General features: G+C 40.7%; 13 protein-coding genes and 1 pseudogene. 6 read left to right on the top strand and 8 right to left on the bottom strand.

Features of this window, described 5'->3' with window-relative positions; genetic code table 11:
- The first annotated feature begins 1 nt into the window (after position 1).
- The gene (locus CYK18_RS02225) at positions 2-691 is read left to right on the top strand and encodes a gamma-glutamyl-gamma-aminobutyrate hydrolase family protein (protein WP_023944221.1); all 690 of its coding nucleotides are present in this window, start codon (positions 2-4) and stop codon (positions 689-691) included.
- Here CYK18_RS02225 and radC read toward each other — a convergent pair.
- The 3 genes from radC to CYK18_RS02205 all read right to left on the bottom strand — a co-directional run bounded on the left by radC (position 688) and on the right by CYK18_RS02205 (position 5639).
- Positions 688-1368 carry a RadC family protein gene (gene radC, locus CYK18_RS02220; RefSeq protein ID WP_033677299.1) on the bottom strand — a complete coding sequence of 227 codons (681 nt, stop codon included), beginning with the start codon at positions 1366-1368 and terminating at the stop codon, positions 688-690. The two genes, CYK18_RS02225 and radC, sit on opposite strands and share 4 nt — an antisense overlap.
- Positions 1369-1410: 42 nt before the next feature.
- The gene (gene pcrA, locus CYK18_RS02215; protein ID WP_101784788.1) at positions 1411-3702 is read right to left on the bottom strand and encodes a DNA helicase PcrA; all 2292 of its coding nucleotides are present in this window, start codon (positions 3700-3702) and stop codon (positions 1411-1413) included.
- A 266-nt stretch (positions 3703-3968) separates the two neighbouring features.
- Positions 3969-5639, bottom strand: a complete 1671-nt coding sequence (locus tag CYK18_RS02205; RefSeq protein WP_049524078.1) for a formate--tetrahydrofolate ligase — start codon at positions 5637-5639, stop codon at positions 3969-3971.
- Positions 5640-5868: 229 nt separating this feature from the next.
- On the opposite strand from CYK18_RS02205, the gene coaB reads away from it, so the two are divergent.
- From coaB to CYK18_RS02180, 5 genes are all read left to right on the top strand, one after another.
- A complete protein-coding gene (gene coaB, locus CYK18_RS02200) occupies positions 5869-6558 on the top strand; it encodes a phosphopantothenate--cysteine ligase (RefSeq protein WP_101784786.1) in 690 nt (229 codons plus the stop codon).
- An 11-nt stretch (positions 6559-6569) separates the two neighbouring features.
- Positions 6570-7121, top strand: coding sequence for a phosphopantothenoylcysteine decarboxylase (gene coaC / locus CYK18_RS02195; RefSeq protein ID WP_101784784.1), 552 nt, complete (start codon positions 6570-6572; stop codon positions 7119-7121).
- Positions 7105-7668: an ECF transporter S component gene (locus tag CYK18_RS02190; protein WP_000747412.1), complete on the top strand. Its 564-nt coding sequence runs from the start codon at positions 7105-7107 to the stop codon at positions 7666-7668. The genes coaC and CYK18_RS02190 overlap by 17 nt, the downstream gene beginning before the upstream one ends.
- A 174-nt stretch (positions 7669-7842) precedes the next feature.
- Positions 7843-8370 carry an ECF transporter S component gene (locus tag CYK18_RS02185; RefSeq protein ID WP_101784782.1) on the top strand — a complete coding sequence of 176 codons (528 nt, stop codon included), beginning with the start codon at positions 7843-7845 and terminating at the stop codon, positions 8368-8370.
- 12 nt (positions 8371-8382) lie between these two features.
- Positions 8383-8898: a transcription repressor NadR gene (locus tag CYK18_RS02180; RefSeq protein WP_101784780.1), complete on the top strand. Its 516-nt coding sequence runs from the start codon at positions 8383-8385 to the stop codon at positions 8896-8898.
- Here the strand turns inward: CYK18_RS02180 and CYK18_RS02175 are convergent.
- The 5 genes and pseudogenes from CYK18_RS02175 to CYK18_RS02155 all read right to left on the bottom strand — a co-directional run.
- A pseudogene (locus tag CYK18_RS02175) lies at positions 8895-9047 on the bottom strand (8-oxo-dGTP diphosphatase); the annotation flags it as partial. The gene CYK18_RS02180 and the pseudogene CYK18_RS02175 overlap by 4 nt on opposite strands.
- 118 nt (positions 9048-9165) lie before the next feature.
- Complete coding sequence (locus CYK18_RS02170; RefSeq protein WP_257959169.1) at positions 9166-9933, bottom strand: class I SAM-dependent methyltransferase; 768 nt, start codon at positions 9931-9933, stop codon at positions 9166-9168.
- A gap of 206 nt (positions 9934-10139) precedes the next feature.
- The gene (locus CYK18_RS02165; protein WP_101781823.1) at positions 10140-10607 is read right to left on the bottom strand and encodes an 8-oxo-dGTP diphosphatase; all 468 of its coding nucleotides are present in this window, start codon (positions 10605-10607) and stop codon (positions 10140-10142) included.
- Between the two features lie 22 nt (positions 10608-10629).
- Positions 10630-12618, bottom strand: a complete 1989-nt coding sequence (gene uvrB / locus CYK18_RS02160) for an excinuclease ABC subunit UvrB (RefSeq protein ID WP_049544180.1) — start codon at positions 12616-12618, stop codon at positions 10630-10632.
- A gap of 76 nt (positions 12619-12694) precedes the next feature.
- Complete coding sequence (locus CYK18_RS02155) at positions 12695-13648, bottom strand: CPBP family intramembrane glutamic endopeptidase (protein ID WP_101784778.1); 954 nt, start codon at positions 13646-13648, stop codon at positions 12695-12697.
- Positions 13649-13676 lie beyond the last annotated feature (28 nt).

Genomic DNA, 13676 nt, shown 5'->3' with positions numbered 1-13676 from the left:
TATGAAAAAACCAGTTATAGGGATTACAGGAAACGAAAAAACTCATCCAGATGATGACATCATGATGAGCTACGCAGCAAAAGGCTTTGTTGAAGGCGTTAAAGACGCTGGAGGGATTCCCATCATCCTACCGATTGGTAATCAAGAAATGGCCTGCCACTATATCAGTATGATTGACAAGCTCATCTTGACAGGTGGGCAAAATGTTGATCCAAAATTCTATGGTGAACCAAAAACCATTGATAGTGATGACTACCACCTTCAAAGAGATATCTTCGAACTGGCCCTCATCAAGGAAGCTATTAAACAGAAAAAGCCCATTTTCTCTGTCTGCCGTGGTACCCAACTCTTTAACGTTGCCATGGGTGGAACTTTGTACCAAGATATCGAAGACCATTGGCAGGATTGTTCCGCCGAGTACACAACCCAACGCTTAGTGACAGAACCAAATACCGTTCTCCGAGAAATCTATGGAGAAATCTCCCATATCAACTCCTTCCACCACCAGAGTATTAAGGATTTAGCACCTAACTTAAAGATTGCAGCTCATGATCCTAAAGATGGTATCATTGAGGCTGTCATGAGTACGGATGATGTCGCCTTTCTCGGTGTCCAATGGCATCCAGAGTTTCTATTTGAAAATCGTCCCAAAGATAAAAATCTCTTTGACTATGTCGTTAATGAACTTTAGATTAAATCTGTCTTTTCACGGTAACTAAAGTAACTAGAATGTGAGACAATCAAATGGTCCAAGAGGACAATTCCCATCAGGTCGCAGGCTTCTTTCACAAGTTTAGTGACATGATCATCATTTCGGCTAGGCGCTACCGCTCCTGAAGGATGATTATGGACCAAGATGAGTGAAGTCGCCATATGCTTGATAGCATAGTGAAGAATCTCTCGCGGCTCAGCGATACTACGAGTTGCAGAACCGATAAAAATGGTCTGTTGATGGATGATTTGATTTTGAGTATTGAGATAGAGCGCCACCAGGTGCTCTTGTTTTTTGTCCCCTAATTCCTGCTGCATCTTCTTGGCCAGCTTTTGACTGCTGAGAATACTTTCCATCTCAATAGTCTCATGTTTATGAATACGATGCCCCAGTTCAATCATTGCTTGTAATTCTATGGCCTTAACGCGCCCGATACCAGATAGACTCTGCAATTCCTGCAGGGTCATTTTTTTCAAATCTGTTAGGCTTGAAAGATTATTCAAGACTTTCTGGGCAATTTCAAAAACGCTAGCTTGACGTGTTCCTGTCCTGAGTAGAATAGCTAGCAACTCTTGGTTACTGAGCGCTTCAACTCCTTCTTTGGCCAATCTCTCTCTTGGCAATAATGAATCTTCTTGGAATGAAATACTGTACATAAAAATCCTCCTCACTTTATTATTCGTGAGAAGGATGGAAAATTAGATTTTTTTCTCAATTGGAGCCACACTGGCTAAAAGTTTTTTCAAACCTACTTCTGGGAAATTGATTTTCAATTCCTGCGTAGCACCACTACCTGAAACTTCCAGAACAGTTCCCTCTCCCCATTTCTTGTGGAGAGCAATATCTCCAATGGACCAATTTGACTCACTAGACGCTGATTTTGCGCCAGCTGTAAATGGACCAAATGGGAGACCGCTTGACTGGATAGATTTTGGGGCAGCACTGCGTTTACGGTCTTGAAGAGCTTGAGCCAAACTCATACCTTGACCGAAGGCAACCCCACCACTGCTATAAGACGCTTTAAAGCTTGTATTTGCTGGACGGGCCAATCCTTGATACTCAAGCAAGTCTGAACTGATTTCGTTAATAAAACGAGTCGGACGGTTGTAGTTGGTACGACCAAAAAGCAGGCGTGAATTGGCATTGGTCAGATAGAGAATTTTCTCTGCACGCGTAATACCTACATAGGCAAGACGACGCTCTTCTTCTAATTCATCTTGATCTTCAGCCGCACGGCTAAGCGGAAAGACATTTTCTTCCATACCAATCAAAAATACAACTGGAAACTCAAGACCCTTAGCAGCATGCAGGGTCATCAAGGTCACTTCTGATGTCTCCTGACTACCTGAATCTGTATCCGCAATCAAGGCCAAGTCATTTAAGAAACGACTCAGTTTGTCCAAACCAGTTTCATCTTCGGGCACATCAGAGGTGTCATCAAAGTTTTTCGTCACAGAGAGGAACTCTTCGATATTTTCAACCCGAGCCTTGCTTTCTAGAGTCGCTTGGACATTAAGAATATCGACATAACCTGTTTTTTCTAGAACCGCCTCAACCAACTCAGTGATACTTAATTGGTCCAGTTGCTCCCGCAAATCCAGAACCATATTGGCAAAATCCCAAATTGACTGGGCTGCTTTACCCTTGATACCAGATAACATGATATTAGCTGAAGCATCTAGCATGGACATGTTTTGCATATTGGCAAAATCACGGATTTTCTCAACAGTACCTGGGCCAATTCCACGTTTAGGCTCGTTGATAATACGCTCAAAACTGATATTGTCACTCAAATTAGCAATGAGGTTGAGATAAGCAATAATATCACGGATTTCCTTACGGCTGTAGAACTTGGTCCCGCCGACCATTGTATAAGGAATATTGGACTTGAGCAGGGCTTCCTCAATAGTACGAGACTGCGCATTTGTACGATAGAGAACTGCAAAATCCTTGTGAAGGAAGTTTTGACTGCGACTAAGTTCATCGATAGTTCTAGCTACAAATACAGCCTCATCCAGCTCATCATCGGCACGATAGTATACGATTTGCTCCCCATCCGCATTTTGAGTCCAGAGATTCTTAGGACGGCGGTTTTTATTATTTTTAATGACCTCGTTGGCCGCTTGCAAAATGGTTTTAGTTGAACGGTAATTCTCCTCCAACAAAACAACCTTGGCTTGGGGATAATCTTTCTCAAAATCCAAGATATTCTGCATATCAGCACCACGCCAACCGTAGATAGACTGATCCGCATCCCCAACCACACAGATATTTTTAAAGCGTGAAGCTAAGAGTTTGACCAGTTGGTACTGAGCATGGTTGGTATCTTGATACTCATCAACGTGGATATATTGGAATTTTTGCTGGTAGTAGGTCAAAACATCAGGATTTTGATCAAAGAGACGCAAGGTCAGCATAATCAAATCATCAAAGTCAACCGACTCTGACTGGCGAAGCTCTTTTTGATAGGCTGTATAACACTGAGCTACGATTTGCGTATACATATCGCCAGCTTGGGCAGCATAAGCTACATCATCAATCAAATCATTCTTGGCATTGGAAATAGTCCCTAAAATGCTCCGTTCATTCCATTTTTTCGGATCTAAGTTTAATTGCTTGAGAATGCGTTTCATGAGAGTTCGTTGCTCCCCTGGATCTACAATAGTAAAATTGCGGTTGTAGCCAATATGCTCCGCATCGCGACGCAGAATACGCACACACATGGAGTGAAAGGTTGCAATCAAACAGTCCTGAGTGGCTGGATTGAGGCTATAAGCACGCTCCTTCATCTCACGCGCAGCCTTGTTGGTAAAGGTAATGGCCAAGATATTCCAAGGATTGACTAGCTTTTCATCAATCAGATAAGCAATGCGGTGGGTCAAAACTCTGGTCTTTCCAGAACCAGCCCCCGCCATGATCAACAAGGGCCCTTCTGTCGTTTGCACCGCCTCAGCCTGACGGTCATTCATTCCATTCAATAATGTGTTCATCTTCTCTTCCTTACTCTTGAAGTCAATATTTCTATTATATCAGAATTCAGGGAAAATATCTTTACCTAGACTGGTTACGTGTAGAAGGCAACTTCTTATATCTAGATAAAAAATGAGCTTGGATATTATTTCCAAACTCATTTATTACTCAATGAAAATCGAAGTGCAAACTAGGAAGCTAGCCGCAGGCTGTACTTGAGTACGGCAAGGTGAAGCTGACGTGGTTTGAAGAGATTTTCGAAGAGTATGAAGTCAATTTCAATATACTAGAACAAACCTAGAACGGTTCCATCGCTTTCAACATCCATGTTGAGGGCTGCTGGTCGTTTTGGAAGTCCTGGCATGGTCATGACATCACCAGTTAGGGCAACGATGAAGCCTGCACCTAATTTTGGTACCAATTCACGAATGGTAATTTCAAAGTTTTCTGGTGCTCCAAGCGAATTTGGATTGTCAGAGAAACTATATTGAGTTTTAGCCATACAGATTGGCAATTTGTCCCAACCGTTTTGAACGATTTGAGCGATTTGTGTTTGAGCTTTCTTCTCAAAGTTCACTTTGCTACCACGGTAGATTTCAGTAACAATCTTTTCAATCTTTTCTTGGACAGAAAGGTCATTATCATACAAACGTTTATAGTTAGATGGGTTTTCAGCGATAGTCTTGACAACCGTTTCAGCAAGAGCTACTCCACCTTCTGCACCATCAGCCCAGACACTTGCTAGTTCAACTGGCACATCAATAGAAGCACAGAGTTCTTTCAAGGCTGCAATTTCAGCTTCTGTATCAGAGACAAATTCATTAATAGCTACTACTGCAGGAATACCGAACTTACGGATATTTTCAACGTGGCGTTTCAAGTTAGCAAAACCGGCACGAACCGCCTCCACATTTTCCTCTGTCAAAGCGTCTTTAGCCACACCACCATTCATCTTAAGGGCTCGAAGGGTTGCGACAATAACTACTGCATCTGGAGATGTTGGCAAGTTTGGTGTCTTAATATCAAGGAATTTCTCGGCACCAAGGTCTGCACCAAAACCAGCTTCAGTAACTGTGTAATCAGCCAAGTGAAGGGCTGTTGTAGTTGCTAAGACAGAGTTACATCCGTGAGCAATATTGGCAAATGGACCACCGTGCACAAAAGCAGGTGTTCCATAAATTGTCTGAACCAAGTTTGGTTTAATAGCATCCTTCAAAATCAAAGCCAAGGCACCTTCAACCTGCAAATCACCTACAGAAACTGGTGTACGGTCGTAACGATAACCAATAACAATATTAGCCAAACGGCGTTTCAAGTCCTCGATGTCCGTAGCCAAGCAAAGAATCGCCATGATTTCGGAAGCGACGGTAATGTCAAAGCCATCCTCACGAGGAATACCGTTTAGAGGGCCACCAAGTCCTACGGTCACGTGACGAAGTGCTCGGTCGTTCAAGTCCACTACACGTTTCCAGAGAATACGACGTTGGTCAATTCCCAACTCATTTCCTTGGTGCAAGTGGTTGTCAATCAAGGCAGAAAGAGCATTGTTAGCAGTTGTAATGGCATGCATATCCCCAGTAAAATGAAGGTTGATGTCTTCCATTGGCAAAACTTGGGCATAACCACCACCTGCCGCACCACCCTTAATTCCCATTACTGGACCAAGAGATGGTTCGCGAATAGCAATCATGGTTTTCTTGCCGATTTTGTTTAAGGCATCTGCAAGACCAATGGTAATGGTTGATTTTCCTTCACCTGCAGGTGTTGGGTTGATGGCAGTAACCAGAATCAATTTTCCAACTGGATTGCTCTCAACTGCACGAATTTTATCAAAGCTGAGCTTAGCCTTGTACTTTCCGTACAACTCCAAATCGTCGTAAGAAATACCAAGTTTCTCTACAACATCAACGATTGGCTTCAGCTCAATACTCTGTGCGATTTCAATATCTGTTTTCATTCAAAACTCCTCTAACCTCTTATATGATAATTCATTATAACACAAAACAAGATTTTTAACATTCTTAAACTCTATAAACGTTCGTGAATATCCCTATTTTCAAGGTTTTTAGAGCCCTTTCTTAAATTTTATATGGCTTTATAGTTTGAAACTATAGTAAATCTTCGTTTTTACCAAAAATTTATCACTTTCATTTTACTTACCGTTTATTTTTGTGTACAATAGTGCTATGAAAATTTTAGTTACATCGGGCGGTACCAGTGAAGCTATCGATAGAGTCCGCTCTATCACTAACCATTCTACAGGTCACTTGGGGAAAATCATCACAGAAACCCTGCTTACTGCGGGGCATGAAGTTTGTCTGATAACAACAAAACGAGCTGTGAAGCCAGAAGCCCATCCCAACCTAAGCATTCAAGAAATTAACAATACAAACGACCTTCTCCTTGAAATGCAAGAACGTGTCAAGGACTATCAGGTCTTGATTCACTCAATGGCTGTGTCTGATTACACTCCTGTTTATATGACAGGTCTAGAGGAAATTCAGTCTAGTTCCAATCTAGAAGAATTTTTAAGCAAGCAGAATCATCAGGCAAAGATTTCTTCGACTGATGAGATTCAGGTTTTATTCCTAAAAAAGACTCCAAAAATCATCTCTCTAATCAAGGAATGGAATCCTCCTATTCATCTGATTGGATTTAAGTTGCTGGTTGATGTTACCGAAGATCATCTGGTTGACATTGCTAGAAAAAGTCTTATCAAAAACCAAGCAGACTTAATCATTGCAAATGACCTGACTCAAATTTCAGCAAATCAACACCGCGCAATCTTTGTTGAGAAAGATCATCTTCAAAAGGTTAACACTAAAGAAGAAATTGCAGAACTCCTCCTTGAAAAAATTCAAGCCTATCATTCATAGAAAGGAAAGCTATGGCAAACATTCTCTTGGCTATAACGGGGTCAATCGCCTCTTACAAGTCGGCAGATTTAGTCAGCTCTCTAAAAAAACAAGGCCATCAAGTCACTGTCTTAATGACTCAGGCTGCTACAGAGTTTATCCAACCCTTGACACTACAGGTACTCTCACAGAATCCTGTTCACTTGGATGTCATAAAGGAACCCTATCCTGATCAAGTCAATCATATCGAACTTGGAAAAAAAGCAGATTTATTCATCGTAGCCCCTGCAACTGCTAACACTATTGCAAAACTAGCACACGGCTTTGCGGACAACATGGTGACCTGTACAGCTCTAGCCTTGCCCAGTCATATTCCCAAACTCATCGCACCAGCAATGAATACAAAAATGTATGACCATCCGGCAACTCAGGCTAATCTGAAAACATTAGAAACCTACGGCTATCAGCTGATTGCTCCTAAAGAATCTCTACTAGCTTGTGGAGACCACGGACGAGGAGCTTTAGCCGACCTCACAATTATTTTAGAAAGAATAAAGGAAACTCTCGATGAAAAAACGCTCTAATATTGCACCTATTGCTATCTTTTTTGCAACCATGCTTGTGATTCATTTTCTAAGCTCACTTATCTTTAACCTTTTTCCATTTCCAATCAAACCGACCATCGTTCATATTCCTGTCATTATTGCCAGCATTATTTACGGTCCACGAGTTGGGGTTACACTTGGATTTTTAATGGGACTACTTAGCTTGACCGTTAACACGATTACGATTCTACCGACAAGCTATCTCTTTTCCCCATTTGTACCAAATGGAAACATCTACTCAGCTATCATTGCCATCGTCCCACGTATTTTGATTGGTTTAACTCCTTATCTAGTTTATAAACTGATGAAAAATAAAACTGGTCTGATTCTAGCTGGTGCCCTTGGTTCACTTACTAACACAGTCTTTGTACTTGGTGGAATTTTCTACCTTTTTGGAAATGTCTTTGATGGGAATATCCAAAAACTCCTAGCAACTGTTATCTCAACAAATTCGATTGCTGAATTAGTCATTTCCGCAGTTCTAACCCTAGCCATTGTTCCAAGACTACAAACCTTGAAGAAATAAAAATAATCTCCGCTTTCAAACTTGAAGGTGGAGATTTTGCTCTATACAGTTTCTTTTTAGTGAAATCTTTGCCAATATTTAATTTAAAATGGCCTATAAACTTAAGTAAATCCTTGATTTATTGTCTTGTTTATAGTACTATACTAGTGTATATACAGTTAAAAGGAGATTCTTATGAATACACGGAAAAAGACACAATTTATGACAATGACTGCCCTTTTAACGGCTATTGCGATTTTGATTCCAATTGTTATGCCTTTTAAGATTGTCATTCCTCCTGCTTCCTATACTTTAGGAAGCCACATCGCTATTTTTATTGCCATGTTCTTATCGCCCTTGATGGCTGTTTTTGTCATCCTAGCCTCTAGTTTTGGATTCTTGATGGCCGGCTATCCCATGGTTATCGTTTTTCGAGCTTTTTCCCATATCTTTTTTGGGACTTTTGGGGCTCTTTACCTACAAAAATTCCCCGATACCCTAGATAAACCAAAAGCTTCCTGGATTTTCAATTTTGTGTTAGCGCTTGTCCATGCCCTTGCTGAAGTATTAGCCTGTGTCCTTTTTTACGCAACTTCTGGTACCAATGTAGAAAATATGTTTTATGTTCTATTTGTACTAGTTGGATTTGGTACAATTATCCATAGTATGGTAGACTATACATTAGCACTAGCTGTCTATAAAGTGCTTCGAAAACGCCGTTAAAAAGGAAAAGCTATGACAAAAGATCGCAAACATGCTCTGCTCCAACTCTTGAGAGAAGCTTCTAAAGCCCTTAATGGCCAAAGTTTGGCGGAACATTTTCATGTCACACGTCAGGTCATTGTTCAGGACATTGCAATTTTGAGAGCCGATGGCGCTCCTATCCTATCCACCAATCGTGGCTACATCTATAAGCAAATTGAAACCAATCCTTATGTTCACAAACTTTTCAAAGTGAAACATGAAGTTGAAGAAATCGGTCAAGAACTCCTTGCTATCGTAGATAATGGTGGACGTGTTCAAAACACTTTGATTGACCATCCCGTTTATGGAGAAATCGAAACCTTGCTGAAACTGTCTTGTCGCCGAGACGTGCAACATTTTCTTGAACAAGTCGAGCATTCTGACTTTAGACCTCTGTCTGAATTGACAGATGGCATCCATTACCACCTAGTCGAAGCTGAAACACAACAAGACCTCCGCTATATCGAGGAGGCCTTGGATCAGCTAGGTTATTTAGTAAAGGATTAGAAAATTTTCTTTTCCCAATCGACTTCTGTACGGCGAGGGTAGAAAAATTCAGATTTGTCCGGAGCTTCCATTATCTCCATCAAAGGTAGCATATCATAGGCCAGATCCAAGTTTGGAATCTGGTCTTTTTGCACCCAAGAAAGTTCTCCAAATCCAAAAGATTGAGACCTTTATATAGAATCAGCTATAGCAGGCTCTAAAGACTATCCGCTTGATTTTATATTGAAAAGTTTCTCCTTAATTTTTCACAATTTCGTTCCCTTAATTTTACTTTCGAGCAATAAACATACCATATTCTTTAGGAATAATTAACTTACCCTTATGAAAATGTACTTCCAATCTTTTACGAATGACTTTTTCTTCTAGCGAACCTATTTCTGAAATTCCTTTAAAGGATTGGATGTATTTAACTAGATCATCTATGCTAGTTACCTGTAACTCATCATCATAAAGTAATGTATCGACAGAGTTAAAATACCTACTCAGGTACCTTTTGCCATTTTGTAAAGTAAAAGTTTTATTTTCCAAATCTTGATTAACCTCATCTTTAAATAAACTTGCCAAATAATCTACAACTCCATTTTCACCAAATGTAGCACAGTAAAAAATTCCGCCTGTTTTTAAAACTCTATTCACCTCAGAGAGCGCTTTAGGAATATCATTTACATGATGTAGAAGCATATTAGCAATAACAATATCAAACGTTTCATCCTCAAAAGAAATCTTTTGAATATCCATTATTTCATAGTTGACATTGTCTCTATTTCCAATCACTGACTTCGTTGTTTTCACCATATCTTTAGAAAAATCTGTAATAACCAACTGCTTCATTTTATCTATAGAATCAATATTACTTTTCCACAGTTCTCCTGTACCACATCCCAATTCTAGAACCTTTACTTCATTAGTGATTTGGTAGTTGGAAAATATCCAATTGTTAAATCCTAATTTATTTTTTGAATACTTCTTATGTATGTTTACTCTAATATCAAGATTATCTTGTTTTGCATATTGTTCAATTACTTTATCAACCACTTTCTGGTACTTCCTTTCATATTTTAAGATTTTACCATAAAATAAAACAATCTCTGATTTCAAAATTGAAGGTGGAGATTGTTCAAAATATAGATCGAAAAGAATAATAAGAAATTTAGAGATATTAAGTTGACTTACACCACCATACTTAACCTATATTTCAGTACCTTACTTTAAAAGATAACACCTATCGACTAATCATAGAACTAAAAAGTTTCTTTCTCCCAGCCATCATCTGTACGGTGGCGGTAGAAAAACTCCGATTTATCCGGAGCTTCCATCATCTCCATCAAGGGTAGCATATCATAGGCCAGATTCAAATTTGGAATCTGGTCTTTTTGCACCCAAGAAACTTCTCCTTCATCTGAAGAGCGAAGGGTACCAGAGAACTCAGTCGCCTTATAACAAACGACAATATAGCGCCCACCTGTATCTAGTGGCCAATTTTTAATACCGACAAGTTGAGGATTTTGGATAGTCAATCCTGTTTCTTCGTAGATTTCGCGAATGACAGACTCCGCAAAAGCCTCACCATTTTCTACATGACCTCCAGGAAAGGCATAACCTGACCAGCGATTGGTTTCAGGAGAGCGATACTGCATAACCACGTGCTGAGTTTCGAGGTCTTCAATCAGACAAATATTTGTTAAAATCGTTAATTGGGAACGGGACATTTTTTCTCCTTTAGGTAATATTCTAATCCAACGCCTTGACTTCCAGCATCATATCACGTATCTGAGCTGCTAGTTCAAAGTCAAGCACTTCGACGGCTTCTTGCATTTGTTTTTCAAGTTTCTTGACAAGCTCTTTACGTTCTTGTTTGTTGAGGCTGTTAATATCGACTTCCTTGTCCTCTTCCTTGGCAACTGCCTTAGTTACAGCAATCAGGTCACGGATTTCCTTCTTGATTGTCTGTGGAACGATACCATGCTCTTCATTATAAGCCATCTGGATTTTCCGACGACGGGCAGTTTCATCGATAGCACGTTGCATAGACTGGGTAACCGTGTCCGCATACATGATGACATGGCCTTCGCTGTTACGGGCAGCACGTCCGATGGTCTGGATAAGTCCACGCTCGTTACGAAGGAAACCTTCCTTGTCAGCATCGAGAATAGCTACGAGACTCACTTCAGGTACGTCAATCCCTTCACGGAGCAGGTTGATTCCGACCAAGACATCAAAGACACCCAAGCGCAGGTCACGGATAATCTCTGTCCTCTCCAAGGTCTTAATATCCGAGTGCATGTACTTGACCTTGATGCCCATTTCCTTGAAGTAGTCGGTTAAGTCCTCTGCCATTTTCTTGGTCAAGGTGGTAATAAAGGTTCGTTCATTCTTTTCAACACGGGCATTGATTTCACCTAAGAGGTCATCAATCTGTCCCATAGTCGGACGGACCTCCACCTCAGGATCCAAAAGACCTGTCGGACGAATGATTTGCTCAATCACTGTCTCAGTCTGTTCATTTTCATAGTCACCAGGTGTCGCTGAAACGTAGACAATCTGGTGCACATGACTTTCAAACTCTTCACGACGGAGAGGACGATTGTCCAAGGCGGAGGGCAAACGGAAACCATAATTTACTAACATTTCCTTACGAGAACGGTCTCCATTGTACATGCCCTTGATTTGTCCCATGGTCATGTGACTTTCGTCAATCATAATCAAGAAATCATCTGGGAAGAAGTCGAGAAGGGTATAAGGAGGCTCTCCTTCGCTCCGTCCATCCATGTGGCGTGAGTAGTTTTCGACACCATTGGTATAGCCCATCTCACGCAACATTTCGATATCATACTCTGTCCGCTGTTTCAAACGTTGAGCTTCAAGCAATTTACCTTCCTTTTCAAAGACAGCTAGTTGCTCTTCTAATTCTGCCTGAATCTTGGCAATGGCAACTTCCATGTGGTCGTCATTGGTCACAAAGTGAGTCGCAGGGAAAATCGCCAAATGATCCACTTCTCCCAATACCTGTCCAGTTAGGGCCTCAACCTCACGAATACGGTCAATCTCATCCCCAAAAAACTCTACTCGAAAAGCGTGTTCATCACGAGATGCTGGGAAAATCTCCACCACATCCCCACGCACACGAAATCTTCCCCGTTGGAAATCAATATCATTACGTTCAAACTGGATATCAACCAAGTCATTCAAGAGTTTATCACGAGAAATTTCAAGACCTGGACGCAGACTAACGACACTATCAGCGTATTCCTTGGGCGAACCCAGACCATAGATACAAGAGACTGAAGCCACGACGATAACATCATTACGCTCCAGAAGGGCCGAAGTCGCTGAGTGACGAAGTTTGTCAATCTCATCATTGACAGAGCTATCCTTTTCAATATAGGTATCGCTGGAAGGGACATAGGCCTCGGGCTGGTAATAATCATAGTAGGATACGAAATACTCAACTGCATTTTCAGGGAAAAATTCCTTAAACTCCCCATAAAGCTGTCCTGCCAGAGTCTTATTGTGAGCGATGACCAAAGTTGGTTTATTGACTTTGGAAATGACCTGACTCATGGTATAGGTCTTCCCTGTTCCAGTTGCCCCCATCAGAATCTGAGCTTTTTCTCCACCCTCGATATTATCAACCAACTGCTCGATAGCTTGGGGTTGATCTCCTGATGGTTGATATTTTGATACTAGTTTAAATTGATTATCTGTAATACGATTGATCATAAGAATCCTCTCTCCATGTGCTATTCCTATTTTAGCATACTTGTTGCATTTTCACGAAGAAAAGGACGGACCGAAGTCACATCCTTTCATTTTCTTTCTTTAATTGATAGATAAGGTAGAGAATCAGCAGTAGCAAGACTAGACTTGTCATGATAGAACCTTCAATTCCAAAAGATTCACCTGACAGCCAGTCTTGATTGCCTTGTGGTAAAAAGGTCATCAATGACGTTCCTGATGGTTGACCACTAACTAAAATCCCAAAGAGATTGCCCTGAGCAAAATTCCAAGCCCCATGAATACCTGCTACACCCCAAACTGTATCTGTTTTGAGGAGGTAAAGTGACATGGCAACTCCGAATAAGAAGAGATTCACTAGAGATAGTGGTGTTAGACCAGAATTTCCCACATGAAGCAGGGTAAAGAACAGGCTCGATATAAGAACAGCTAGTTTTAGATTGGTTCTTGAAGCCAATTGAGGAAGGAGCCAAGTACGCGACACTACTTCTTCTGCTGTCCCCTGTAAAATCCAAAATGGGATAGTAAAGACAACAAAGGCAAGCGAATAAGGATTTAAGTGAATAGACTCAAAACGATATTGCCCCAAGGCCACTAAACCTAACAAGGTCAGAAGAAAAAGTGCCAGGCCTAGGCCAAATCCTTTAAGAAAATTGCTGAGGAAATTCTCTCTATAAAATCCCAAAGTCCGAATAGATCTTTTCTCAATTTTTTTAGCCCATCTGAACACAGTGTTGAGTATAAAACCAAAGGCCAGTAAATCTAAAATTAAATGAAAGTCACTTGTTTTATCCATCAAGCTCTGCTGCAAGGTCTGCAAGTAGGTAGCAAAAGCTTGACCAGTCTCTCCAAAATTTCTAGCAAGTCCGATAAGAGCTAACAAACTAATACCATATAAAGTAAAAGCCACAAACTCTCCTATGAAGACAAAAGCAAAGGCTAACAAGGGGCTTGTGTAAATGTTTAAACTCATTTTTGAAGCTTGGAAGTCTTTAAATATTCTTTTGTTCTTCATATCCCTGTCCTCTTTTCTTCTATCATAT

Source organism: Streptococcus mitis (assembly GCF_002860865.1).
In the GTDB taxonomy this organism is placed as follows: domain Bacteria; phylum Bacillota; class Bacilli; order Lactobacillales; family Streptococcaceae; genus Streptococcus; species Streptococcus mitis_AT.
This window is presented reverse-complemented; position numbering and strand designations above follow the sequence as displayed.